General features: G+C 50.4%; 22 protein-coding genes and 1 riboswitch. Of the genes, 4 read left to right on the plus strand and 18 right to left on the minus strand.

Annotated features, from left to right (window positions below; translation table 11 throughout):
• Positions 1-37: 37 nt before the first annotated feature.
• The 6 genes from ACFSUC_RS01515 to ACFSUC_RS01540 all read right to left on the minus strand — a co-directional run bounded on the left by ACFSUC_RS01515 (position 38) and on the right by ACFSUC_RS01540 (position 7,509).
• Positions 38-784 carry an HAD family hydrolase gene (locus tag ACFSUC_RS01515; protein ID WP_379927617.1) on the minus strand — a complete coding sequence of 249 codons (747 nt, stop codon included), beginning with the start codon at positions 782-784 and terminating at the stop codon, positions 38-40.
• Positions 785-909: 125 nt separating this feature from the next.
• Entirely contained in the window at positions 910-1,623 is a 714-nt protein-coding gene (locus ACFSUC_RS01520) for an N-acetylmuramoyl-L-alanine amidase family protein (protein WP_379927618.1), read from the minus strand.
• Positions 1,624-1,750: 127 nt separating this feature from the next.
• The gene (locus ACFSUC_RS01525) at positions 1,751-2,626 is read right to left on the minus strand and encodes a tetratricopeptide repeat protein (RefSeq protein ID WP_379927619.1); all 876 of its coding nucleotides are present in this window, start codon (positions 2,624-2,626) and stop codon (positions 1,751-1,753) included.
• A 205-nt stretch (positions 2,627-2,831) separates the two neighbouring features.
• Positions 2,832-3,026 carry a hypothetical protein gene (locus ACFSUC_RS01530; RefSeq protein ID WP_379927621.1) on the minus strand — a complete coding sequence of 65 codons (195 nt, stop codon included), beginning with the start codon at positions 3,024-3,026 and terminating at the stop codon, positions 2,832-2,834.
• Between the two features lie 150 nt (positions 3,027-3,176).
• Complete coding sequence (gene odhB, locus ACFSUC_RS01535) at positions 3,177-4,568, minus strand: 2-oxoglutarate dehydrogenase complex dihydrolipoyllysine-residue succinyltransferase (RefSeq protein ID WP_379927623.1); 1,392 nt, start codon at positions 4,566-4,568, stop codon at positions 3,177-3,179.
• Between the two features lie 76 nt (positions 4,569-4,644).
• Complete coding sequence (locus ACFSUC_RS01540; RefSeq protein WP_379927624.1) at positions 4,645-7,509, minus strand: 2-oxoglutarate dehydrogenase E1 component; 2,865 nt, start codon at positions 7,507-7,509, stop codon at positions 4,645-4,647.
• Between the two features lie 219 nt (positions 7,510-7,728).
• Here ACFSUC_RS01540 and ACFSUC_RS01545 point away from each other — a divergent pair, with 219 nt between their 5' ends.
• Positions 7,729-8,601, plus strand: a complete 873-nt coding sequence (locus tag ACFSUC_RS01545; protein ID WP_379927625.1) for an SDR family oxidoreductase — start codon at positions 7,729-7,731, stop codon at positions 8,599-8,601.
• A gap of 94 nt (positions 8,602-8,695) precedes the next feature.
• Here the strand turns inward: ACFSUC_RS01545 and ACFSUC_RS01550 are convergent, their stop codons facing one another.
• Positions 8,696-9,124, minus strand: a complete 429-nt coding sequence (locus ACFSUC_RS01550) for a DUF4183 domain-containing protein (RefSeq protein WP_379927626.1) — start codon at positions 9,122-9,124, stop codon at positions 8,696-8,698.
• Between the two features lie 270 nt (positions 9,125-9,394).
• On the opposite strand from ACFSUC_RS01550, the gene ACFSUC_RS01555 reads away from it, so the two are divergent.
• On the plus strand, positions 9,395-9,763 hold the full coding sequence (locus ACFSUC_RS01555; RefSeq protein WP_379927627.1) for a DUF4183 domain-containing protein: 369 nt from the start codon (positions 9,395-9,397) through the stop codon (positions 9,761-9,763).
• A 46-nt stretch (positions 9,764-9,809) separates the two neighbouring features.
• On the plus strand, positions 9,810-11,732 hold the full coding sequence (locus ACFSUC_RS01560; RefSeq protein ID WP_379927628.1) for an S-layer homology domain-containing protein: 1,923 nt from the start codon (positions 9,810-9,812) through the stop codon (positions 11,730-11,732).
• A 145-nt stretch (positions 11,733-11,877) separates the two neighbouring features.
• Here ACFSUC_RS01560 and ACFSUC_RS01565 read toward each other — a convergent pair whose 3' ends face one another.
• The 11 genes from ACFSUC_RS01565 to ACFSUC_RS01615 all read right to left on the minus strand — a co-directional run bounded on the left by ACFSUC_RS01565 (position 11,878) and on the right by ACFSUC_RS01615 (position 22,865).
• The gene (locus ACFSUC_RS01565) at positions 11,878-12,555 is read right to left on the minus strand and encodes an HAD family hydrolase (RefSeq protein WP_379927629.1); all 678 of its coding nucleotides are present in this window, start codon (positions 12,553-12,555) and stop codon (positions 11,878-11,880) included.
• 178 nt (positions 12,556-12,733) lie between these two features.
• A complete protein-coding gene (gene cobO / locus ACFSUC_RS01570; RefSeq protein WP_379927630.1) occupies positions 12,734-13,288 on the minus strand; it encodes a cob(I)yrinic acid a,c-diamide adenosyltransferase in 555 nt (184 codons plus the stop codon).
• Between the two features lie 15 nt (positions 13,289-13,303).
• Positions 13,304-16,267 (minus strand): cobyric acid synthase, encoded by a 2,964-nt coding sequence (locus ACFSUC_RS01575; protein ID WP_379927631.1) that lies wholly within the window; start codon positions 16,265-16,267, stop codon positions 13,304-13,306.
• Between the two features lie 15 nt (positions 16,268-16,282).
• Positions 16,283-17,095 (minus strand): adenosylcobinamide-GDP ribazoletransferase, encoded by an 813-nt coding sequence (gene cobS / locus ACFSUC_RS01580; protein ID WP_379927632.1) that lies wholly within the window; start codon positions 17,093-17,095, stop codon positions 16,283-16,285.
• Entirely contained in the window at positions 17,065-18,033 is a 969-nt protein-coding gene (gene cbiB, locus ACFSUC_RS01585; protein WP_379927656.1) for an adenosylcobinamide-phosphate synthase CbiB, read from the minus strand. The genes cobS and cbiB overlap by 31 nt, the downstream gene beginning before the upstream one ends.
• Positions 18,033-18,617 carry a bifunctional adenosylcobinamide kinase/adenosylcobinamide-phosphate guanylyltransferase gene (cobU, locus tag ACFSUC_RS01590; RefSeq protein ID WP_379927633.1) on the minus strand — a complete coding sequence of 195 codons (585 nt, stop codon included), beginning with the start codon at positions 18,615-18,617 and terminating at the stop codon, positions 18,033-18,035. The genes cbiB and cobU overlap by 1 nt, the downstream gene beginning before the upstream one ends.
• Positions 18,614-19,678, minus strand: coding sequence for a nicotinate-nucleotide--dimethylbenzimidazole phosphoribosyltransferase (cobT, locus tag ACFSUC_RS01595; protein ID WP_379927657.1), 1,065 nt, complete (start codon positions 19,676-19,678; stop codon positions 18,614-18,616). Before cobT ends, cobU begins: the two co-directional genes overlap by 4 nt.
• Positions 19,679-19,752: 74 nt before the next feature.
• Positions 19,753-19,944, minus strand: a complete 192-nt coding sequence (locus ACFSUC_RS01600; RefSeq protein WP_379927634.1) for a hypothetical protein — start codon at positions 19,942-19,944, stop codon at positions 19,753-19,755.
• A gap of 87 nt (positions 19,945-20,031) precedes the next feature.
• Entirely contained in the window at positions 20,032-20,811 is a 780-nt protein-coding gene (locus tag ACFSUC_RS01605; protein ID WP_379927635.1) for an ABC transporter ATP-binding protein, read from the minus strand.
• A 6-nt stretch (positions 20,812-20,817) separates the two neighbouring features.
• Positions 20,818-21,855 carry a FecCD family ABC transporter permease gene (locus tag ACFSUC_RS01610; RefSeq protein WP_379927636.1) on the minus strand — a complete coding sequence of 346 codons (1,038 nt, stop codon included), beginning with the start codon at positions 21,853-21,855 and terminating at the stop codon, positions 20,818-20,820.
• A complete protein-coding gene (locus tag ACFSUC_RS01615; RefSeq protein WP_379927637.1) occupies positions 21,852-22,865 on the minus strand; it encodes an ABC transporter substrate-binding protein in 1,014 nt (337 codons plus the stop codon). The genes ACFSUC_RS01610 and ACFSUC_RS01615 overlap by 4 nt, the downstream gene beginning before the upstream one ends.
• A gap of 280 nt (positions 22,866-23,145) precedes the next feature.
• Positions 23,146-23,341: riboswitch (cobalamin riboswitch) on the minus strand.
• 402 nt (positions 23,342-23,743) lie between these two features.
• Here ACFSUC_RS01615 and ACFSUC_RS01620 point away from each other — a divergent pair.
• The gene (locus tag ACFSUC_RS01620) at positions 23,744-24,148 is read left to right on the plus strand and encodes a hypothetical protein (protein ID WP_379927638.1); all 405 of its coding nucleotides are present in this window, start codon (positions 23,744-23,746) and stop codon (positions 24,146-24,148) included.
• Positions 24,149-24,537 lie beyond the last annotated feature (389 nt).

A 24,537-nucleotide genomic window follows, 5' to 3' on the forward strand; every position in this document is an offset into this window, starting at 1 on the left:
CTCCCGGCTTGGTCAGACTTGCAAGCTATTGAAGCCATTATTCGGACTGAGAGTTGTTTAGCCAATCGTGCAGGCGATCCGGAATTTCCCGAATGGCCTCTATAGAAAAATAGGCCCCGTTTGGCTCATGCTCAATTTCGATGACATTGAACTGCCATTCAGAGGAGCGGGCAAGATGAACAGCATGCATGCCTGCTTCCAGTGCCGGCGCGATGTCCGTTCGAAGCGAGTTGCCGATCATCCAGCAATCCGACGGCTCCAGGTCGTGGCGATCGAGTATCGATTGGAGGGCTTCGATATTTTTATGCTGAACGATGAAAATACGATCCTCAAAAAATCGTTCCAGCTCCTGCTGCTTAATTTTGACATACTGCACTTCAGGCACTCCGCCTGTATATAAATACAGACGATGACCTGCCTCCTCCAGTTCGGTCAGTACATCCTCCATATGAGGATACGCCTCGAACTGCTGGTCATACACACGGAAGCCAAGCTCCATCAGGGCATGCTCTTCTTCTGTTTGGACTGCTCGACCTGTTACGCCTGCAAAGTAATGATAGGTCTCCACCAGCGATTCAGGAAAACGCTCCTTCAGAAATCCGTGCTTCTTCACCCCGATCAGGTCCAGCTCCTCCTGTTTTTTCAGAATGTCCTCAGCCGGAATCTGATAAGCCTGAAACCAGTGCACCATCTTTGCGCCAAATAATTGTAGAACATCTATAAAATATCGATTGCAATGAATCAAGGTATCATCCAGATCAAAAAAAAGATGCTGCGGCTTCATGTACGACGTCCTTTCGTATCTGTCTCATGTTGTCTTTCTTGCTGTCATCTCTATCTATATACCCCATTATACCGGATTGAATAACAAAACCCCATCCGATTGTGCAAGAATGGGGCAATGCCTTGTTAATACATCAAATAAAAGATCTCGTCCATGGCGTCACCGAGCGCGGCGGCCATCTGCTCCTGTCCGTGCGGCGTCATCAGCCAGCTTCGATCCTGCGGATTGGAGATGAACCCCATCTCGACAATCATCGCCGGCACCAGATCTTGCCTGAGCAAGTAATACGGCTTGCCCATCCGGGCCACCTGTTGCATGTCATACAGACGATTCAGATGATGCTGGACAATCGTCGCGGCCTCATAGCTAATCCGATTGTGTTGATAGATCACCCAGGGACCCCGGTCGCGCGGATCTCGGGAAACATTCATATGAAGACTCAACAGAAGCTTGGGACGCACCGTCATCGCCAAATGCTTGCGCTGGGAAAGGTCACGCAAATGGCGCGAAGACACCCGGTGCCATTCGTTCTCCTCACTCAGCGCCACATCCCGATCTCGATTAAGGATCGTCCGGTATCCTCGCTCTTGCAGGGTACGATACAGCCTGCGGGCAATCGCCAGATTAAGATCCTTCTCCAGCACTCGACCATAGCTCGCTCCGCCATCGACACCACCATGACCTGCATCGATCATCACATCCACCTGGACAGGACACCGATCCGCTCCTGTGATCTCTGCATACGGCTCGCTCCAGGCCGCAGCTACCCCTTGCGTGCACACCAGCGCAACAAGCCCCACGATGATGGCCTGCCAGAGCCGATGAATCGGTGAGTGCAATGTATGTCCCCCTTTCGCACCTCTAGTCAGCCATGCTTACCACTAGATTGTACGATCACACCTGAAACCATACACAACCTCAATCACGCGCGACGGAACGTCCTAACTCAATCAGACGAGGCAAGACTCATGACTCTGTCTGCACGAATCCATCCTCTTCTTCACTTGCCTGCTTATCCAGCTGTACCGTTGCACGCGCACGCAGCGCTTCGAGCTTCTGCTCAATCATGCTCTTCTGAATCGAACTGATCAGCGATACCTCATATTCCAGCGCACGTTCCAATTGCAGGATGGCTTCTTCCGTCTCGTCCAGCTGTTCCAGCGTACAAGCGTAATAGTAATACGGCTCTGCAATCGTCGGTTTCATCGGTATCAGCTTCCGATATATCTCTTGGGCTTTCTCCATATCTCCCATCAAATAATACGTCTGACCCAGGTTGTCAAGAATCGTCTTACTCTCCCCGTTAAACGTGTAGGCTTCCAGATTATACTCCAGCGCTTCCTCCAGGTAACCGCGCAAAACGAGGAAATAGCCCAGATTGCCGTAAATAATCGTATTTTTCATTTCCTTGTTCAATTCTCTCAGCTGTAGAATCGCTCTTCCCTGCTCACCTTTCAGCCACAGCACAAGCGAGAGATTGATCTTGCTGTTCATCTGATCCTGGCGGCTCTCAGATTTCTCCAGTGCCTGCAGCACCCATTCTTCTGCGGCTTCCACTTGTCCCTGTGTCAGCAGCAAGTAGCCATAGCCATTCAAAATTTTGGCATCTGCCTTTCCCGTACGAGCGGCTTTGTCCAGCAGTTCCTGCGCTGCCTTGACATTGCCGTTGGCATAAGCGACATTTCCGCGAAGCGCATACCAGCGTACACGCAGCCGGATGATCGCGATGCCGACATAAACGGCCAGCGCACCGATCCCTGCGAGCACATGAAACTGGAAAATGGCAATAATCAGAATGGCGGGAATGACGATTTTTAAAAAGATCGAGAAAAATTGCTTCATCACTTTGTACCTCCTACAAGTTCACCCTGTGCTTCTGTTTTTTCATTATAAAGGGGTTTTGGCACAAAAGAAAGAAAGCTTGCCGCAGCAAGCTTTCTTCTGTCCTACATATTTACACATCTGACTTTCCACGTATCTAAATATCTCATATCCTGCATAACTTCATATCTACATATCGAACCCGTTCCGTACTCAAGCCTGGACCTTAGCGAACCCGGAACTCATACGAAGCCTTCTGGTAATAACGTTCATTGATTTTCACATATTCCGCGTCCAACGACTGGATCACACCGCCATAGTCTACGGTCATGCCATATTGCAAGACCGCTACCCGTGATTTAAACAATACAGCATTTTCAAAATCTGCGTCTGTCTGGAGTCGTTCATTCGTTTTGATCATCTGGTTTCCCTCCGAAGCTCCCGTTATCCGATCTGTTGTCTATGGATCAGAGCTATGATTCATCTCTTATTCATAGTCTATCACGGGCATTGATCGCAATCTAATATCAATATCGGATGAAACCATTCGCTAGATGAGATGAGAAGGCTTTCATCCTTCCAGCATGAGTGCTTCGGGGTCTTCCAGCAGTTCCTTCAGACGAACGAGAAATTGTACCGCTTCGGCTCCGTCCACAATGCGATGATCGTACGACAGCGCGATATACATCATCGGACGATTCTCCATTCTTTCCTCATCGATGGCAATCGGTCGAAGCTGAATCTTGTGCATGCCCAAAATGCCTACTTGCGGCGGATTCAGTATCGGGGTAGACAGCAGGGAACCGAACACTCCGCCATTCGTAATCGTAAAGCTGCCTCCCTGCAATTCTCTGAGCGTCAGCTTGTTTTCTTGTGCCTTTCGTGCCAATTCGGCAATCTCCTGCTCCAGCTCGGCAAAGCTTTTGCGATCCGCATCGCGCAGAACCGGAACGACCAGACCCTCTTTGGCGGAGACAGCGATACCAATATCATAGAAGGATTTGATCAGCATATCCTCCCCGTCAATCTCGGCATTCAGTCTCGGGTACGCCTTCAATGCCCCAATGACGGCTTTGGTGAAAAAGGACATGAAGCCCAGCTTGACATCATGCTTTTCCTGGAAACGATCCTTGCGACGCTTGCGCAAATCCAAGATCGCCGTCATGTCCACTTCATTGAATGTGGTCAGCATAGCCGATTGATGCTGCGCATCAACAAGGCGCTTGGCAATCGTCTGTCTCCGGCGTGACATTCGCTCGCGCTTGATGCCGTCTTCATCCTGCGAGGCTCCATCCTTGTTTGAAGGCTGTGTCTTCTGCCCAGATGCCTGTGCGGATGTTGATTCAGAGGCTTGATCACGCTTTTGACTCGTTTGTTTTGGAGCATGGTCTTCCGCAGTTTGATTCTCCTCAGAGGAAGAGGCCCCGGATGAAGACTGCTGCTTGCGATGCTGTTCCCGCACATCCTCTTTCTTCAATCGGCCGTATGGATCACGTGCCTCCACATCGCCAAGTCTGATGCCATGCTCTCTGGCATATTTGCGAGCAGACGGGGTGGCATAATAGGCTTCCATATCATCTGCCTGCTGTCGGTTCTGATCTGGTCTTGATGACCCATTTGCCTCGGATTTATCTTGCTCGGACTCCCTTGATCCCTCTTCGGAAATCGGTGAATCGGAAGCAGACGCATCTGAATCCTTTGAATCTGTGGATTCCGCATTGGACGGAGAGCCTTCGCTCATCGTTGCGATGACCTGTCCCACCTCAACCGTATCGCCTTCGGAATGGTGAATGTCCTCGATGTGCCCATCCATCTCCGCATTAATCTCCACATTGACCTTGTCTGTCTCCAGTTCTGCGAGCAGGTCACCCTGCGTCACACGATCTCCTTTTTTCACATACCATTTAATCAAGGTTCCTTCAGAAATGGACTCGCCCATATCCGGTACCTTTACTTCAGCCATCTTCTCCCACTCCCTTGTCTATCCGGTATAAAAGTGATATCCGTCTTCCGTTTCTCTTCGCACCTGATCGCGACCTTTACTTGCCGTCTCGATTCAACTGCAATGCATCGGCAATCATCTGTTTTTGCTCATTTTCATGCACAGCCGCGTAGCCACTGGCTGTACTGGAACGGGGCGGACGACTGATGGACTGCACCTTCACGTCCTCAGGAGCCAGTATGTTCAAATGAGGCTGTACAAATCGCCAGGCCCCCATATTTTGCGGCTCCTCCTGTACCCACACCATTTCTTTGAGAGCGGGGAGCTCTTGCAGGAATTCTTCCAGCTCTGCCATCGGGAACGGATATAATTGCTCGACCCGCACGATATGAAGCCAGCTCCAGTCGGATTCGTGTTCCTCAATCGCCTCCTGCAGATCCACAGCGACCTTGCCGCTGCACAAGATCAAGCGAGTCACTTGCTCCCGATCGCTTCCAAGCAGTGGATCTTCATAGAGTTTTTTAAATGAGCTGTTGATCAGTTCGTTCGGGTCCGCAGCAGCTCTTCGACTTCGCAGCAAGCTTTTCGGCGACATCACGATAAGAGGGCGTGCTCGCCGTGTGCCGGATTGCTCAGCCTGTCGGCGCAATAAATGAAAATATTGTGCACTCGTTGAAACGTTCGCAACAATCCAGTTTCCTTCGGCAGACATATGCAAAAAGCGCTCCAGTCTGGCGCTGGAATGCTCCGGCCCTTGCCCTTCGTATCCGTGCGGCAGCAGCAGCACGATATTGGAGTACTGCTTCCACTTCGCAAGACCGGAAGAAATAAACTGATCGATGATCACCTGTGCGGCATTGCCAAAATCACCAAACTGCGCTTCCCATAATACGAGTGCCTCCGACGCGATCTGCTGATACCCGTATTCATAACCGAGTACCGCCGCCTCAGATAGCGGACTGTTATAGAGAATAAAGGAGGCTTTTGCTGTGGACAGATGCTGAAGCGGTACATACTGCTCTCTGGACTGGATATCATGCAGAACGGCGTGGCGATGAGCAAAAGTACCGCGCTGACTGTCCTGCCCGCTCATTCGAATTGGAATCCCTTCGCTCAAAATACTGGCAAACGCCAACGCTTCTGCGAGTCCCCAATCCACCTTGCCATCGGATTCCAGCATTTTTCTTCTTCGTTCCAAGATTTTTCTTAACTTGGGATACACTTCGATATGATCAGGGATATCCAGCAACTCTTCATTCCACTGGGCAAGCTGTTCGAGGGACATCTTCTTCGGTTGTTTCAGTTCTTGAAAGGCCGATGCAGATTCCAGCTTGGACATCCCTTCTTCTATGAGCACCTCACGCCAGGATGAGGGATCGAGCTCTTTCATTTCCTCGTACGCTTTTTTCAGGCTCGATTGTGCCTGCTCTCTCATCCCGCTCACCTCGGACGTATCCAGCACGCCCTGCTTACTCAGCCACTCGGCATATCTTTTGGAAACCGGCGGATGCTGATTCACCTTCTCATACAGACGCGGCTGGGTAGCGGATGGATCATCCATCTCATTGTGACCGTGCCTGCGATAGCCGATCAGATCAATCACAATGTCCTTATGAAAACTGTTTCGATATTGACAAGCGAGACGAACCGCAGCCATACAGGCCTCAGGGTCATCTGCATTCACATGAAGAACCGGAATATCGAAGCCTTTGGCGACATCGCTGGCATAATGGGTCGATCTCGCTTCGATGGGCTGTGTGGTGAAGCCTAGCCCATTATTGACGATAAAATGGATCGTCCCCCCATTTCGATATCCTTCCAGCCGATTAAAATTCAGCGTCTCCGGCACAATGCCCTCACCGATAAAGGCGGCGTCGCCATGCAGGATGACCGTCACGGCTTCATTTAATTTCTGCTTGGGCATGCCAGCTTCATCTCTGCGCTCTTGTGCAGCCCTTGTCATCCCCTCCACGATCGGGTTGACATATTCCAAATGACTCGGATTGTTGGCCAGCACGATTTCGAAATCATCCCCGTACGTGCACGAAGCCCCCAGGTGATATTTCACATCCCCCGTCCAGCCGAGATGCTTTTTCTCTTCCTCATCTGGACTCGCCTGCAACTGACTGGAGCCGGAGGCATAATAAAATTCTGAGAATATGGTGGAATACGGCTTTTTCAATACATGCGCGAGGACGTTTAGCCTCCCGCGATGCGCCATACCGAGCAGCATTTTCCGAGTTCCTTCCGCCTGACTGCAGCGGATGAGTTCATCCAGCATCGGGACCAGCACATCGTTGCCCTCAATCGAAAACCGTTTCTGACCGACGAAGGTGTGCTGCAAATAGTCTTCCAGCTCATGTACCTGGACAAGACGTTCCAGCAGCGATTTCTTCTCCTCGGTGGACAAAACTGGCGGCCATTGTTCCGATTCAATCTGTTCCCGAAACCAGGCCCGCTCCCGGTTGGCAAAAATATGCGCAAACTCATAGGCAATCGTGCCTGTATAGACCTTCCGCAAATACGCAAGCGCATCCTGCGCATGCTGAATTGAACCAGGCGGCTGCTCCAGCACATAATGCGCGGGAAGCTGCTTCGCCATTTCCAGATCGGAAGGCTCCAGCTCCAGCTCCTCATCCTCCAGTGAATTGCGCTGACGGTTGAGGCCAAGCGGATCAAGCCGGGCGAACAAATGCCCGAGGGATCGCGTACGCTCAGCCTGATCGGCAATTTTCTTCACCAATTCGGGATAGGATGTAGATAACGGATTCCCTTGAAGCTCCCTTGCCCGTTCAGACTGCATCTCAGCAGGCGGGGGGCCAGCCTCTTCGAACCAGCGTCGATATTCTTCCTCAACTTGCAGCGGATCTTCGCTGTAAGCCTCGTATTGCTCCAGCAAATAAGCCAGATTATAGCCGCTGTAAGATGTCCATGCATGTGACCTATGTATGTCTCCAGCCATGCTCCTCCTCCTCTTTCTTCTCTATTTATAGAATGAGATTTATACAGGTATATATACCCGTTGTGCGAATCATTCAATCAGCAAATAATTGACAGGGCCTCTTTCCTAAAAGAACCGTCAAGAGAATGTTTAAATGATCCATCTTGCGGATATATATGGAGAGTAGATAACCACATACCTTACCAAACTGATATACAAGATCAACAAGGAGGAATTTGCATGTCCGATTCACAACAATCTGCCGATCAAACGTTTCCAGCCCAGCACCAGCATCAACGGCCCGGCATTGAGTCCGAGATGAATCCATTGCCGGTCTATCAAGTGAGCAATTACATGCCGGCAGGCAAGCTGCAACGCAAAGTAGCCCTCGTAACCGGGGGAGACAGCGGCATTGGGCGAGCCGTCTCGATCGCCTTTGCAAAGGAAGGGGCCGACGTCTGCATTGTCTATTTGAATGAACATGAGGACGCGGTACAAACCCAGGAAGAGATCGAGGCACTGGGCAGAAACTGCCTGCTCTTGCCAGGTGATCTGGGTGAGGAAGTGTTTTGCAAACAGGTTGTCGAGCGCTGTGTGAAAGAACTTGGCGGCCTCGATATTCTGGTCAATAACGCGGCAGAACAGCACCCGCAAACGAGCATTGAGGACATTTCCGCCGAACAATTTGAGCGAACTTTCAAAACCAATATCTTCGCCCCCTTTTACTTGACCAAGGCTGCCCTGCCTCAACTGAAGCAAGGCAGCAGCATTATTAACACCGCTTCAGTTGTGGCCTACAGGGGCCACAAAAAACTGCTGGATTACTCGTCTACAAAAGGTGCCATTGTGGCTTTCACCCGATCGTTGTCCCTTCAGCTCGCGGAACGCGGCATTCGCGTCAACGCTGTCGCACCCGGCCCGATCTGGACTCCGCTTATCCCTTCTACCTTTGAAGCGGATGAAGTCGCCCAATTCGGTGCCAGCACCCCGATGCAGCGAGCTGGGCAACCGGCGGAACTGGCGCCAAGCTATGTGTTCCTGGCATCCCAGGACGCATCCTATATGACAGGACAAGTGATTCATATTAACGGTGGCGAAATTATTAACGGCTAATCAGGTTCTTCCCCTTACAGGGGATGATGCAAAAGGACGGAAGCAAGCGGAATGCTGCTACCGTCCTTTTCTTGTTGTCTTTCTAATCATGACCTTACGTGTTAATCGTAATTGCGGCCTGGGAAACAGTCGGTTCTTCTGTAATGGTCGAGTTCCCCGCATTTGTCGTGTCCACTACCTCAATCACCACCGGATTATTCACACTGATTTGATCGGTATCCAGCACCACTTCTGTCGTCGTGAAGGAGGTCAGGAGTCCACCCTGCTGCAGCACACCATTGACATATACATTGACATAGCCTCTGGTCGGAAGTCCAGGCAGATTGCCTGCTGTGATCGGATCACCGTTATCATCAAAGAAAGCCGTATCCGGAATTGTCGTCACACTGCCAGCGATCATCGGTAACGTAACGGTACTCGTGTATCTTGAGGTCGAAGGACTGACTTCCGTCGTAACCGTTCCGCCTGACAGCGTTTGTGCTGAGGCTGTCGCCGTCACATTCAGCTTGATTAAAGAAGCCATATAGATTCACCTCCTCTCCAGAGGAACGTGCACCCCGTCTCATCCTGTTCCGCTCATCGCTGTATGGAATCACTGTGCTTGTTACAGTAAATGACGACCTCTTCTCATTTGCGTGGGTACATCCCATTTGGCAAATGCATAAAAAACAGCCTGCCCATGCAGGCATCTGCCGTGATGGATTGCAACATGCGTTCATCTACTAACACTAACCAGTAGCAAGATAGATTGGTCGCTTCCTGAAGTCATATCCCACTATAAGGAGAGGTGAACATGTCCACGAAGAAAATCAGCAGTCGGTATGCCGTTGAAGCCAAGACCTTCACCTACATTGCCATCTCGGACGGCGAGAAGATGCGATATACCTCTGAAGATGGCCTCCCCGGACATCGTACGATCTACAGCCCCAAACAAATGACCCTCATCAACCTCTTCGTCAATGCCGTCCTGCAGCCGAGTTCCCTCTATCACATCCAACGCGGTCAATTGCTGTTGCTTAGTGACGAGCCTCCCCTCGCAGGCAGCTCGATCATTTTGCAGTTTGTAGCCTGCTCTGTCGTGAGAATCCGTCCATCCAAGCGCAGCAAACGACGTCCCTCGCGAAAGAAACCACGCATTCCATATGAGACCGAAGAGGAATGAAAGAAGGATATGGAAGAATCATGTCGAAATGGGGAGGAACTAACCTGTGTTTCACCCCTATACGCCCATGGAAAGGATGAAGGCTATGGTTCTCCCCCTTTTTCGTTCAAAACGCAACAGCCTAACCCTGCTGGTGATGCTCTCCCTCGTCCTGACGACCCTCGGCGTTCCCGGACAGGCTGCCTCTGACATACATGATGTGCAGGAGACGGTTGCCGAGAGAAGCAAAGCAGATATTGCAGCGAAATGGCAGCAATACAAACCGATGCAAGAAGGCATGGCTTATATGGACCCGGATGTCATCTATAAAGAAAAGCCAAGCCTGATTCCCTCTTATTCGGCAGGAGAAATCAAAAAGCCGTATATCCTGGATGGCATCAACGCTACGAACTTCGTGCGTTACCTTGCTGGATTGCCCGATGATATCGAACCGGACTGGACCCTTGCCTCACAGCAGCAGACGGCTGCCCTTGTCAATGCGGTCAATGACGAGCTCACCCACTACCCGGATCAACCAGCAGGCATGAGCCAGGAGATGTTCGAACTGGGAAAGCAAGGGACAAGCTCCAGCAACCTGTATGCGGGAAGTTATACGTTTTATGAAAATGTGCGGGGATATATGTCAGACAGCGATCCGAGCAACATTGACCGGGTGGGACATCGCAGATGGATCTTGCATCCGATCATGCAGAAAACCATGTTCGGCATGGTCCATCGTGAAGAAGACTGGGGCGTCTATGCTTCTATGTATGCCTTTGATTTCAACCGCCCGCAAGATGAGATCCGTTATTCCTACATAAGCTGGCCTTCCGCTCACCTGTTCCCAAACGAATTTTTCTCTACGGACGATGCGTGGTCCATCTCTCTGAATACGCTTCACTATGACAATGATCGGACAGACGAGATTGCGGTCAAGCTGACCCGAGTCAGAGATGGGCACCAATGGCATTTTGATGCCAGCGATACGGACAAGGCAGGCAAATATTTCAATGTAAATACGGCGAACTACGGCGATGGATTCGCCATCATATTCAGGCCAGATGATCTGATAGCCTTTCAGGAGGATGAGGCGTTCCGGGTGGACGTGACCGGTCTGTATGATGCAGCTGGAAGACCTTCCCCGCTCTCCTACACGACGACATTCTTCAATCTGCTCCCTGAATTTCTGCCTCGCTGGATGGTGCAGTTACATGTTGGTGAGACCATAAAGATCAAAACCAGAGGGGATTCCGAGATGGATGCCGCGCACATCAGGAGTGACAGCGAGCATATCGTACGGGTGAACGGAGATGGCACCGTGACCGCGGTGGGAGAAGGAGAAGCCAAGCTGACCATCGAACATTATCTGCCTGATCAGAACAACAGTCTGTATATATATGTCGAGCCTCAAAATCCAGGGGATCAGGTGAGTGCCTGGGCCTATGATGGGTACATGGCGGCCAAGAGCAACGGCATTGTCATGTATGCCTATGACCATCGCTATCAGTCCGCGATCGATCGGTTTGCCTTTGTGGATCTCGTCTTCAACCTGACAGAAACGATTCTTGGCGAGACCATCTATCTGCATGATGTCATGGATACCCCCTTCATCGATGTCGATGACTGGCGTGTAAACTGGGCGTATGAAAATCAGATTATTTCCGGCGTATCCAACGTTCACTTCGAGCCCTATAGCCACATTACCCGTGAACAGGCCGCTTCACTGATCATGAATACGTATCGGACGCTATTGAACCTGACAGGACATTCGCCACAGCTCCAGCTTCCGTTGCAACTGGATGTGACGCCTTATGCCGACGAGGCCAGCATCGCCAGCTGGGCCACATCCAACGTCTATCAAGTTCAGCAATACGGTTTCATGTCTGGCGTTGCCAACAACCGGTTTGATCCGAAAGGAAAACTCACTTTCGAACAAACCTATCTCATCTTGCAGCGACTGTTCGAACTGTTTGATCCTGCGAAGGGATAGACATGAGCCTACGACCTGCGAAAGGATACACTTGATCCTTTAAAGGGATTGTGTGGATCATTGTACAAAGTAATCCGAACCAATGAAAACAAACAACCCCCTAGCTGCCTCACTAGGGGGTACTTGATGTATATTCATGAGATCGTTATAACACATGAAGAAGTTCTTTTAGGCTATGTATGAAATAGGTAGGCTGAATTTGTTGCGGCAAGCGGATCTGTTTCCTGTTGATTAGACAAAAATCAAGCTCTGCATTCATCGCTCCAGCATAATCATCTCGGATGGAGTCGCCCACAAACAAAACATCACTCGGAGTGACCTGCAGCTTATCCATAGCTATACCAAAGATCAATTTGTCTGGTTTGCAGCATCCCACCTCATCTGACACGATGATCGCATTGAAAAAATGATCAATTTGACCCGCTGCGAGTCGTTTTCTTTGACCCTCACTGATTCCATTTGTGATAATGGCGAGCTTATAAGTGCCATACAGGGATGACAGCAGTTCATTGACGTCCTCTTCCAACTCACAAGTATGACAAAAAATATCCCAATATATTTTAGCGAGTGAATGAGAAAGAGAAGCATCCAGATCTAGCTCCCCTAATGTCTGAAAAAAGGATTGTTCAAGAATTTGCTCAATCGCGTAGCCTGATTGATGTCGATCCTCCCAGATATGCTTGTTTTTCTGACTGTAAGTGTACCAGAATAGATCCCATTCAAAGGTTGACGCTGCGGAAAGCCCGGCTTGATGAACCGTGCGCTCCATGGAAGAGAACTCGGTCTTTGAATAGTTCAACAGCGTATTGTCCAGATCAAACATAATGGCTTTGTATTTCATGGAACACCTCTCCCTGTATATAACAATGACCGCATCACTTCATCAAGTTATCTGCTTCTGTATATGAGCGGTATCAGAACCTGCCAAATTGCCAAATGGATTCTCTATACAATCTATTTCTTTATTATACAAAATAATGAAATTTTGTTCTATCGTTCTTTCACAGCTCAATCCCCTGAACGGCGGTTACACCCTGCTCATAATAATGTTTGACAGGGGTCATCTCGGTGACAAGATCCGCCATTTCGATAAGTGCCGGTTGAGCGCTGCGTCCAGTGAGTACCATATGCATGCCATGCGGACGTTGCTGAATGGTTTCCAGCACTTCTTGAAGAGGAAGGACATCGTGGATAGGGAAACGGTCAATCGCCAGTGCGTTGTTGATTTCATCCAGTATAATCAGGTCATGCTCACCTTTCTGAATACGCGCTTTCGCATACGCCCAGGCACTGCGTAACGATTCGCGATGTTCCTCCGGCGTCTTCAGCCAGGTGAAGCCGATGCCAAGTTGATGATTTTCGATGCCCAGCGCTTCCAGCATTCGCTTCTCCCCATAAGAACGCTCCGGTGATTTAATGAATTGCAGCACCAGGACACGAAACTCGCGTCCGACTGCGCGCAGGCCCAAGCCTAATGCAGCGGTCGTCTTGCCTTTGCCATCCCCGGTATAGACCAGGGTAAGTCCTCTTTCTTTACTCGGCCTTGGTTGATTCATAATGATTCCTCCCCTTTATTGAAGGTGCATACTTTCATATAACCTTTTCAGATCCACGTGCTTGCGGACCTGTTCAGCCAGTCTGTCAAACGACGCTTCGCGCCTTTGCCTGTAAGAAGAACTATGCTGATGAACGTTCAATCCTTTCTCCTGGCGGAGCATATTGAGCCATTGCCTGCGCAGATCGTCATTGTGGAAAATACCGTGAATATACGTCCCCCATACCCGTCCGTTCTCGGTCATCGCACCATCTGCATGATAGGCCTCCTTCTGGTCAGGCTCGGCCTGCCTTCTGATGCAAAATGGCTGACGAACCGGTTCCAGAAAACGGCTTCTTCCCATATGAATCTCATAGCCCTCAACAGGGAATCGGCCTTCAGCGAATTCAGCTTTCCCGATAATCTGCTCCGTTCGTTTGTCTGGCGTGAACGTCGTCTCCATCGCAAACAGGCCAAGTCCTTGCATCTCCGTACGGTCAGATTCCGTTCCAAGCGGGTCCAGCAGCGTTTGCCCCATCATCTGATAGCCCGCACAGATGCCCACCAGTCTCCCACCCTGCTGCACATGCTCGATCAGACGGGATGTCAGACCGGAATCCGTCAGAAACTGAAGATCATCCATTGTGTTTTTGCTGCCAGGCAGGATGACCGCATCCGGCTGCCCCCATTCATGAACTGAAGAAACATAGCGAATTTGTACATCTTCCTCCATTTCCAGCGGGTCTATGTCCGTAAAGTTGGACAGACGCGGCAAGCGAATCACAGCAATCTCAAGCTGCTTAGGCTCTGTCTGTGCCGCTTCATGCGAAATCGAAACCGTCTCCTTATTGCGGAGCTTCCGATCAAGAGAAGCACCATCTTCATCCTCGAGTGCCAAGCCCTCGATAAACGGAATAACACCGAGAACCGGCTTGCCAATTCGGTCTTCCAGCCACGTTATACCTGGCTCTAGCAAGGCCACATCTCCACGAAATTTGTTAATGATCACGCCACAAACCCGGTCTCTTTCCGCCGGTTCCAGAATATCCAGCGTGCCTACGACCGATGCAAACACCCCGCCCCGATCAATGTCTGCGACCAGCCATACGGGAGCATCCGCCCATGCCGCTAATCTCATATTGACAATATCCCTTGCTTTCAAATTGACCTCGGCCGGACTGCCAGCCCCTTCGATCACCACCACGTCATGCGCTTCTCGCAGTCGCTGAAGGGACGTCTTGACGGTCTTCTCTGCATAAGGCAGATAGTGCGTCCGGTAATCGCTCGCCGTCATGTCCGCATACGGCTTGCCATGAATGACCACCTGAGCGGTCATGTCCTTTTTCGGTTTCAGCAGGATCGGATTCATATCCGTTGTCGCCGGGATGCCGCAAGCATCGGCCTGCATGGCCTGCGCACGCCCGATTTCCTTGCCATCGATCGTGATCGCTGAGTTGAGCGACATATTTTGTGATTTGAACGGGGCAGGGCGCAATCCGTCCTGTTTGAAAATGCGGCAAAATGCAGCAGTGAGCAGGCTTTTGCCTACATCCGAAGCCGTTCCCTGCAGCATAATCGTCGCTCCTTGGTTTGAAGCAGACTGACCGGCAGCAGCTTGTTCAGTAGGTAAGGATTGAGCTGCCGAATCAGCGGAAACAGTTAGGGGCACGAGTTCTTCTCTACTTTGCTCGCCTTGCTCATCTGAGATCCCTGACTGTTGCGGCTTCGCGCAGCTCCCAGCGCGCAGTGCTTCGTTGCCCTTCAGGAGCCCCTGGGAAATTGCTTCATTTGTATGGACTGCCTCTTTATACGCCTGATAATTTGGCTTATACGACTGACTCGTTTTCTTATGCGACTGACTAACTTTCTTATGCGGCTGACAGATTTGCTCCTGCGCAGCGGTTGCTTGCGCTCGTTTGCCAGATGAAGAAGTGTTTAGATATGCATCCAGCGCTGCAAGCAGTTTCGCATTGTCCGCTCGGTGGCGAATCGCGATCCGAAAAAAAGAACCATCCAGCCCCACAAACAAGGAAGCATCGCGGATCAGGATTCCCTGTTTGCCCAGTTCTTCCTGCACATCCTTGACCGCATACCCCGCAGGCAGCTTGATCAGTAGAAAATTGACATCACTCGGAAACACCTTCAGTCCAAGCTGGCTCAATTGCGTCTGCAACCACGGACGCTCATGCTGCAGCCAATCCCATGTACGTGTCGCATATTCGAATTCATCCAGTACAGTCGCCCCGATGCACTGCGCCAAATGATTGACACTCCAGGACGTCTGCAGCTTGCGAAGCTGACGAATCAGATGGGGATGGGCAACGAGGAAGCCCAGACGGATACCTGGAATGGCATAAAACTTCGTCATGGAGCGAATAACCACCAGTTTCTCGGAATAAGCGGCCTGTTCCAGCATCGACACCTGATCCGCGCGCGGTACAAAATCGATAAACGCCTCGTCCAGTATCAGTCCGCTGCCCCGCTGCATCAAAGCATGAAGAACCTGTTGAGGGATGAGGCGGCCGGTCGGATTGTTGGGATGACCGAGAAACAGCCAATTGCTTTCACTCGCCGCTTCCAGCCACTCCGAGTTGTCAAGTTCAAAGGATTGATCCTCTCGCAGTGGAATGCGTCGGATATTCCCCTTTATTTTATGTATGGCCTCTTCATATTCCGAGAAGGAAGGACTGGCAATTACCGTCTCCTGCGGTGACAGGACGCGAACGATCAGGTCAATCAGCTCCGCCGCGCCATTTCCAATCAGGATGCTCTCTGCAGGAATCCGGTGCTGTTGGGCAAGCTTTGTGCGCAGTCTCCGCACAGCAGGATCGGGATACCTCGTCAGTGCTTCCCATTCTTCGCGGATCGTGTGCTGTACCGAATCAGGTGGCCCGAACGGATTCATGTTGGCACTGAAATCAAGCCAACCATGCTCTGGTTGTCCGAAGGCCTCTTCCGCAGAATGCCAGTCCCCGCCATGCCCATATTTCTCTAGCTTCATCTTCATCGTCCTCCCTTACATATTGTGAAACACATACCCTGTCCAGGCCAACAGCAGGATCAATTCAATCAGTTCATTGAGTGCCCCGTATATGTCCCCAGTCAACCCGCCAAGCTCGTACGTCACCCAGATCGAAAGCAGCACACCTGCCGCGAAAGCAAGCAATGGCAGTGCTGCAAAAGTAATGCTAGGTTCTGCACCTGTCCCCCATCGAACAAACACCGTCAGCAGCAGAGCAATGCAAATCGCTGTAAAGGCGTATTTGATATGCATACTGGCATAGGAAGCTCCCAGGCTTCCTTGCTGCCCCGCATATGGCCAAACGCTCATCGCCACAGGTAGAAAAGCACGACTCCAAACGGGAATGAGCAACAGCCCCATGATGATCTGTCCCTGCTCTCCTTCCAGTAAAGTGGTCATCAGCGTTCCCTTTAGCAGGACATAGAACACACAGACGATCACACCCATGGCCCCGACACGGCTATCCTTCATAATGGTCAGTTTTCGTTCTCGCGAACGGTGGCTCAGCAGTCCATCGGCACTATCCATCAATCCATCGAGATGCAAGCCTCCGGTCATCACCACCCACACGATCAGGACGAGAACAGCTCCTACTGAGCTTGGCAACAAGCCATCGAGCAAAACGGCGGTTACAGCCGTAACCATGCCGATGACCGCCCCTGCTGCCGGATACCAGACGACACTTCGACGCAGCACGTGAGATGTATAGGGAATCGCCATTGGAATGGGCAATACCGTCAAAAACTGGATTGCAGCAACGCCTGCCTGCAGCCAGCTTACCAGCCAACGAACAAAAACCACATACATCCCAATCCCCCCGCTATCAGCCAGCTTAGCCTCGTAAGCAGACTTACCGTTTCTACAATATCATCCGCACGTACGGGCCTGTTCGGCCAGCCCAAGCGGGCCCGGGCACTCATCACCCCGCCGTATGTATGTCTGCCTCCCAGTTCAATACCCAGCGCACCAGCGACAGCTGCTTCCGGAATGCCGCTGTTTGGACTTGGGTGAAGATGGGCAAATTGCCAGATGGCCTTCCAAGCCTGTCTACAGGAGGTGGTTTTCTTCCCAGCTGCCAATATTATGAGCATGAGTCCGGTTATTCGAGCCGGAATCCAGTTCATGACATCATCCCAGCGAGCTGAAGCCCAGCCGAATTCGAGATAGCGTTCATTGCGGTAACCGACCATTGAATCCAGCGTATTGGCTGCTCGGTACAGCATCGCGAGAGGTGCGCCGCCGAGAAGGGCGTAAACGAGTGGAGAAACGAAGGCATCCACCGTATTTTCCGCTACTGTCTCGACTGCCGCGCGCGAAACACCAGCCTCGTTCAAGTGTGCGGTATCCCGGCCGACGATACGGCTTACAGCCTGACGGGCATCTGCCAGTTTGCCTTGCCGCAGCGGTTCATACACTTCACAGGCAGCCTCTCTAAGCCCTCTCACCGCGATCGTGGTAGAGATCAGCCAGGCGCTTGCGGCATAGCCGAGCAAGGGATGCAGCCAGGCGGCAAGACTTGTTAGTGCGAGGGTGATCCCAAAACACACGCTCGTCACGATCACCGTGAGCAAGACACCATTTCGTCGTTTCCGTTTGCCAGGCAACAAGTGCTTTTCCAAACAGTGGATCATCCTGCCCATCCCTGTCACCGGGTGCGGCAACCGGCGGGGATCACCAATCAGCCCGTCCAGCAGCATAGCCGCCAGTGTAATCAGCAGAATCTCCGACAAACTGTAGAAGATCATCATGTCCACCCATTTTCCTGGTCAAGATCGACCGCGAGCCGTTTCAGTTCAACAGCCAGACCCGCCGTGACCCGGAATACCTTCTCACTGTTCAAGGCGATCTCCTGGTTCATCCATCCCGCCCAGTCTCGAAATTGTCGACCAAGCGGATAGGCCGGGACAATGCCATCCCCGACTTCATTCGTTACCAAGATTACAGACAGGGACATGACGGACAGCTGCTTCATCATGTCTTGTAACGCGTCCTGTACAGTTGTGTCAGTATCAGTGGTGTCTTGCAGCAGCCAATTGGACAACCATAAAGTCATGCAGTCCACCAGTATAACCGGAGGTTCAGGTTGTCCGCGATATCGCTGCTCTAATTGCATAAGGACCGTCGAAAGCTCAATGGGTTCCTCGATCGTTTGCCAGGCAAAGCTTCCTCGTTCCCTCCTCTGCTGATGAAGGGATACGCGCTCTTTCATTTCCTCATCCCACGTTTGCGAAGTTGCAATATACACACCCCTGTCTGCCAGATGCGGAGCCAGCTTTTCGGCGAACGTGCTTTTGCCGCTGCGTGCACCCCCCGTTACCATGACGATCATCGCGGTGCCTCCTCCCGAGAAACGCCTGCTCGTTCGAAGGTCGCCATTTCCTTCATGAGGCGGCAGGCGGCATCCACAAGCGGAAAGCAAAGCACGGCTCCTGTCCCTTCGCCAAGACGCATGTCCAGATGCAACATAGGCGAAAGCCCCATCTCCTCCAACAACAGCCGATGACCTGTCTCAGCAGATAGATGGGAAGCGATCAAATAAGGCTTTACAGCAGGAGTGAGCTGTATGGCAACGTAGGCCGCCACAGAAGAAATAAAACCATCGATCACTACCGGACAGCGGTTGGCGGCTGCACCCAGCATCAGTCCGGTCAATCCGGCGATCTCCAGCCCGCCCAGCTTGTGCAGGACATCCCACACATCTGCTGGATTCGGTTCATGCAGGTGAATCGCACTGCGAATGACTTCTTGCTTGCGTCGTACGCCACCGTTATCCACGCCAGTTCCCCGCCCGGTGGTACGCACCGGGTCAAGTCCGCTAAACGCAGAGAACAATGCGGCACTAGCCGTCGTGTTGCCGATTCCCATTTCGCCGGTAGCGAACATTCGAATGCCCCGTTTGGCGTGCTCGTTCGCGATTTCGATACCCGTCAGGACGGCCTTCTCGGCTTCCTCCCTCGTCATTGCCGGTTCTTTCGCCAGATTGCGCGTCCCTTTTCTAATTTTTCGTGTATATAGCTGTGTATGCTGAAGTTCGGATTTGATCCCGATATCTACACAGATGATTTCCGCCTGATTTTGCCTGGATAGTACGTTAATGGCGGCGCCGCCATTTAGAAAATTCATGACCATCTGTGCGGTCACATCCTGCGGATAGGCACTGACTCCTTCTTCACAGACCCCATGGTCTGCCGCAAAGATCATCACCGCTCTGGTGGACAGATCCGGGTGAAGCTCTCCCGTCATACCGGCAAGCTGAATGGCCAGCTGTTCCAGCTTACCCAAGCTTCCTTGCGGCTTGGTCAGTTGATCCACATGCAAGGCCGCTATCTCCATCGCCTTTTCGTCCAATGGTGCAATCGCTGTGATCCATTGCTTCACATCCACGCTTATCCCCTCTTTCTGCTCTGTTGTTTTCAAGTGTGATCATGTAAAATCATGCTTGTTTATTTCCCATTTTTGATTACTTAGCTTTCTCTGCGTTGTTTGGTTTTTTTGTTGTTTGTTTTCTTGGTTTCTATGTTCTCTTTCTTTTCTTCAGAGCTCTGACTTCTCTCTTTCTTTTCTTCCTGGTTTTCTCTTTCTTTTCTTCCACGCCATGGCTTTTCTCTTTCTTTTCTTCCATGCCATGGCTTCTCTCTTTCTATACTTGCAGGCACTGACTTTTCCTTTACCGGCTTGCACTCATTTCTTCTTTTGATTGCAAGACCTCACTTTTCCTTCACCAGCGTGGTTTGCTGCTTTGTTTATCTTCTGGATTGGAGCAAAATCTGCGGCAGGTGTGCGGTGGGATGGCGAATGACGATCGGTTCGGTTCCATAAACTTGAAGAATCCGTTCCCCTTGCAGTATCTCGTCCGGTGTACCGATGGCCACCGATTTTCCTTCATCTATTAACAGCAATCGATCACAATAAAGCGCAGCCAAATTCAAATCGTGAAGTACCGCAAGGACGGTCATGCCGCATTCCTGCTGCCATTCACGTATCAAATCCATCATCAGCAACTGGTGACCGATATCCAGATAGGTAGTCGGTTCATCTAGCAATAGTAGCGACGGACTTTGTGCCATCACTTTTCCGAGCGCGGCGCGCTGTCGTTCTCCGCCGCTCAAATGCTCCAGGGTGCGTTCTGACAATTCCGTCAGTGCCAATCGAGAAAGGATGTGATCCATGGACCAGACTGTTTCGTTCCGATCTTCACCGAGCCAGTTCTGAAACGGATATCGGCCCATCTCGATCACTTCTCTTACGGTAAATCGCACAGGAGGAAGCGCCTCCTGCTGGAGCACCGCCATCCATTGCGCCAGACTTTTACGGGAATAGCGTTGAATTCGCTTCCCGCCAAGTCGGATTTCGCCCTGATCAGCCGGAATAATGCCAGACAATAATTTCAACAGCGTGGATTTTCCACTCCCGTTCGGTCCGATAATACCGAAGCACTCTCCCTGCCGAACCGAAAAAGATACCTGGTCAATGGCTTGTTTATGTTCAAATGCCTTGCACAGCTTCTCTGCCTCTATCCACATAGCTCCTTAACCCTTCATCAGCTTTTTGTTTTTTCTTAACAGATACGCAAAAAACGGGGCGCCCAAAAAGGCTGTAATGACCCCGAGCGGAATTTCTGTCGGGCTTAACAGCATGCGAGCCAGTGTATCTGCCCACAATACGTACACACCGCCCAGAATCGCGGTCAGAGGCAGCAGCAGCCGATAATCCGGTCCCGCAAGCAAGCGCACCAGATGGGGAACAACCAGTCCGACAAATCCAATGGTCCCTATGATTGAGACAGCAGCAGCGGTCATCAAGGTCGAGACGATCAAGACAACGAGCCGTGTTCGCTGGACATGAATGCCTAAATGAGCAGCCTGTCGTTCACCAAGGGCAAAGATATTCAAGGCCCGGGCATACATCAACAGCACAATCAGTCCCACACCTACATAAGGAACCAGGACAAAGGTAAACGACCACCCGCGCATCGCCAAACTGCCCAGCAGCCAAAATACAATCTCATTGATCACCTGATCGGATAACGACACCATGAACGATACGAGCGATCCCAGGAAAGCCTGTACCACCACCCCCGACAGAATGAGCGTTTCCAGCTGCAACTTGCCCTGGACGTTCGCCAGTCTCCATACGATCCACAGGCTGATGAGACCGGAGGCAAAAGCAGCAACTGGTATCGTCCACATACCTAGCCACACATGATGCAGACCGAACAGGATGAGAAAGGAAGCGCCCACTGCAGAACCTGAAGCAACCCCCAGCGTATACGGGTCTGCAAGTGGATTGCGCAGTACACCCTGAAAGCCTGCTCCCGCCAGTGACAGGCAAGCTCCGGTCAGGATCGCCAGTATTACCCTTGGCAGGCGCACTTTCAAAATAATCTGCTCAGACGAGGCGGGCCAGTCGGGTTCCACTCCGTCTCCGATGACGGGTAAGCTATGTATTAGAATTTTCCACACCTGCCATAGGGGCAATTGAGCCGTACCCATGGACAGACTGACCACAGCGGAAAGAAGGAGAAGCAGCAACCCTGCTCCTCCCCATACCGCTACCTTTCGTTTCATTCAAACACCAGATCTGGATAGATCCCTTTGGCTATCGCCAGCAAACCTTGTGTGACACGGGGTCCCGGACGAGAGATCAAATCTCCTTCAATGCCGATGAGCGCATCGTCCTGAATCGCTTGAATCGCGTCCCATCCACTGCGTTTTCGAATCATTTGCGCCAGCGTCTCGCCAGACTCTTCATCGGTTACGCCCAGGTTATATAAGATGACTTCAGGATTATCCTGAATGATCTTCTCTTCGTTGATCTGGTTCCAGCCTTCCATGTCTGCGGCGATGTTGATGCCGCCAGCCAGCGTGATCAACTCATGCATGAACTCGCCCTGTCCGACTGTCCAGCCTTTAGAAAATTCGATATATACCTTCTTCCTGTCTTCCGGTTTCACTGTACTGACTGCGTCCTGAACAAGCTGTATGTCTGCCTTCATTTCCTCCACTAACGCAGCAGCCTCCGCCTGTCTGTTGGTGATCTTGCCAATCGTCTCGATATGTGTGAGGATATCCCCGATATGATTGGGCTCGAACTTGAACAGTTTGAGATCACGACTGCGCAGCTGATCCACGACCTGCTGTTTCATGGAAATGCCCGTAATAACCAAATCAGGCTCCGCGGCGATGATCGCTTCCTCGTTTGGCTTCACAACCCCGCCGACCTTTGGCTTGTCCAGCGCTTCTGACGGGTAATTGTCATAATCCGATACGCCTACCACCTGATCTTCCAGACCAAGGGCAAATAAAATTTCGGTCTCAGACGGCGAAGTGGAAACGATACGCTGCGGCGCCTGATCGAACGTGAAGCTTTCCCCTGTCGCATCCTGCAATGTAAGCGGATAGATCGTCTGACTGCTCGCTTCCTCTTCTGCAGTTGTACCTTCCGCCTCCTGAGCTGGCTGCTCATTCTCCGAAGCTTCCACGTTGTTACTGCCCGTCTCCTGATTCACCTGATTCCCGCAGGCCACCAAACTCAAAGCCAACAAAAGTGCAATTAAACTTGTCCATCCTTTTTTCATTCTGGTTTCTTTCCTTTCTCCATTTCAGATTTGAGAGATGCTGAGGACGTTGAATGCCATACAGCATCGAAATGTCTGCTAGGATCAACCAAAAAGATCTCGTAAATTACGAAACAAACCTCATGAACAACCACATAGACCTTATAAAACAACGAAAAAGCCCCCCGTTTCCGCAGAAACAGAGGGCAGCATAAGGCGGGCATATAGATGGTATTGCCAGTCTGGCAACAAAAGACACGTTTATCCCGTCACAGCCGATCCTTTTCCGCGAAGGATTTCGTTGGCTATAGCCGAATAGGCAGGTCTCCTGGCTTACGGGTTGTACGAACTTCCTCCCCTTCCCGCTTCAACATGAATGAAACAGTGGGCTTGCGAGGTTGTCCCCGATTTACAGTGGCGGGACCGCGCCGGAATTGCACCGACTTCCCTTTTAACCTTGTCATTGACTGACAAGGCACCTACTGGCTGTATGTATTCAATTCGATCAGTCCAATCTCTCTGTTAGCATTATAGCTTAACATCTGGCAGAAATGAAGAGATAATTTGACAGTCATTCATCCAAAGATTGATAAAAATAAAGGATCATGGTGAAAAGTGTCGAATATGGACAGGAATACATAATGGAAGGATTGAAAAGTTTGAGAAATGCTAGGTCTAGAAGAGCCAATATGGTGAGAAGGAAAATATATGATGAATTTGTGGAATTTCTCCGTTCTAAACCATGATAAATACGGGGGTTTTAGGTGTTATTTGTAAATTATACATTATTACTGGAAGCATGATTAGAAGATTTTGAGGAACTGTTGTGGAATAGCATAATTCATATTTTTAAGCTAGTGATTTATTATTCATAATTATTAATAGTGGGATGTGAAAATGTGGAAGGAAAATATTACAAAAAGAATAGTGAAACGATCGAAAAATTAAAATATGATTTAAGATATTATTGTAATCAAAATAATTTAGAAACTCAAGAATTAGATCATCCAGAAAAGGGATGGGTATTTCAATTGAAAAAAAGTAGTAAGATTACACTTGGTATTTCATCTCGGGCAGTAACTGTGATTATTCAAAATATTAATGATGATATGGTTAAAATATCAACCGGTAATATTAAGTGGGCATCTAAAGTTACTGGGGGATTAGTTGCAATATTCAGTCCATTGGCATTGATTGCATTTCCAGTTCTCGTATCTACTTGTGTAGGTTTGGTTAAACAAAATAATATGTTAAAACAAATAGAACAATTTATAGAAAATCGCATGACTCTAATTGATAATTAAAATAAATGCTTCTTCGCCATACTGCATGGCTAATGTCTGTTTACTAGAAAATATGTCAATACTGCCTTGTATATCAGAATGAGGCGGGATGAAAAATGTGGGCATCAGCAAGCAGTAAGGATAATTTAATTTTGGATATGTTTAAAATTGCTCTTCAAATTAAAGATCCGTGGCAATTCGTACATATAGAGTTTGATGATCAGGATCAAGCTTGGCATTTGTTCATTGACTTTAAGCGCGGGGCAAAATTTTTATGTCCCTCCTGGGGTCTGTCAATAATTTTGTGTAAACTCATTTATAAGGAATCTCCCATAAGGGAGATTGACCTGATGATTCAGGGTAAATGCTGACCAATACGCTCTGGATAGAAAACGGATAGCTGGAGAAGG

The sequence above is a fragment of the Marinicrinis sediminis genome, from assembly GCF_042685085.1.
In the GTDB taxonomy this organism is placed as follows: Bacteria; Bacillota; Bacilli; order Paenibacillales; family KCTC-33676; genus Marinicrinis; species Marinicrinis sediminis.

Coding starts and splice junctions, on each gene's coding strand:
- cobS (WP_379927632.1), bottom strand. CDS start 17,095: ATGTATGTGGTTTTTGTTCGTTGGCTGGTAAGCTGGCTGCAGGCAGGC.
- ACFSUC_RS01610 (WP_379927636.1), bottom strand. CDS start 21,855: ATGAAACGAAAGGTAGCGGTATGGGGAGGAGCAGGGTTGCTGCTTCTC.
- ACFSUC_RS01525 (WP_379927619.1), bottom strand. CDS start 2,626: ATGAAGCAATTTTTCTCGATCTTTTTAAAAATCGTCATTCCCGCCATT.
- ACFSUC_RS01575 (WP_379927631.1), bottom strand. CDS start 16,267: ATGAAGCTAGAGAAATATGGGCATGGCGGGGACTGGCATTCTGCGGAA.
- odhB (WP_379927623.1), bottom strand. CDS start 4,568: ATGGCTGAAGTAAAGGTACCGGATATGGGCGAGTCCATTTCTGAAGGA.
- cobU (WP_379927633.1), bottom strand. CDS start 18,617: ATGATCGTCATGGTAACGGGGGGTGCACGCAGCGGCAAAAGCACGTTC.
- ACFSUC_RS01555 (WP_379927627.1), top strand. CDS start 9,395: ATGTCCACGAAGAAAATCAGCAGTCGGTATGCCGTTGAAGCCAAGACC.
- ACFSUC_RS01540 (WP_379927624.1), bottom strand. CDS start 7,509: ATGGCTGGAGACATACATAGGTCACATGCATGGACATCTTACAGCGGC.
- ACFSUC_RS01565 (WP_379927629.1), bottom strand. CDS start 12,555: ATGTTTGATCTGGACAATACGCTGTTGAACTATTCAAAGACCGAGTTC.
- ACFSUC_RS01515 (WP_379927617.1), bottom strand. CDS start 784: ATGAAGCCGCAGCATCTTTTTTTTGATCTGGATGATACCTTGATTCAT.
- ACFSUC_RS01615 (WP_379927637.1), bottom strand. CDS start 22,865: ATGAAAAAAGGATGGACAAGTTTAATTGCACTTTTGTTGGCTTTGAGT.
- ACFSUC_RS01550 (WP_379927626.1), bottom strand. CDS start 9,124: ATGGCTTCTTTAATCAAGCTGAATGTGACGGCGACAGCCTCAGCACAA.
- ACFSUC_RS01605 (WP_379927635.1), bottom strand. CDS start 20,811: ATGTGGATAGAGGCAGAGAAGCTGTGCAAGGCATTTGAACATAAACAA.
- ACFSUC_RS01545 (WP_379927625.1), top strand. CDS start 7,729: ATGTCCGATTCACAACAATCTGCCGATCAAACGTTTCCAGCCCAGCAC.
- ACFSUC_RS01530 (WP_379927621.1), bottom strand. CDS start 3,026: ATGATCAAAACGAATGAACGACTCCAGACAGACGCAGATTTTGAAAAT.
- cobO (WP_379927630.1), bottom strand. CDS start 13,288: ATGAATCAACCAAGGCCGAGTAAAGAAAGAGGACTTACCCTGGTCTAT.
- cbiB (WP_379927656.1), bottom strand. CDS start 18,033: ATGATCTTCTACAGTTTGTCGGAGATTCTGCTGATTACACTGGCGGCT.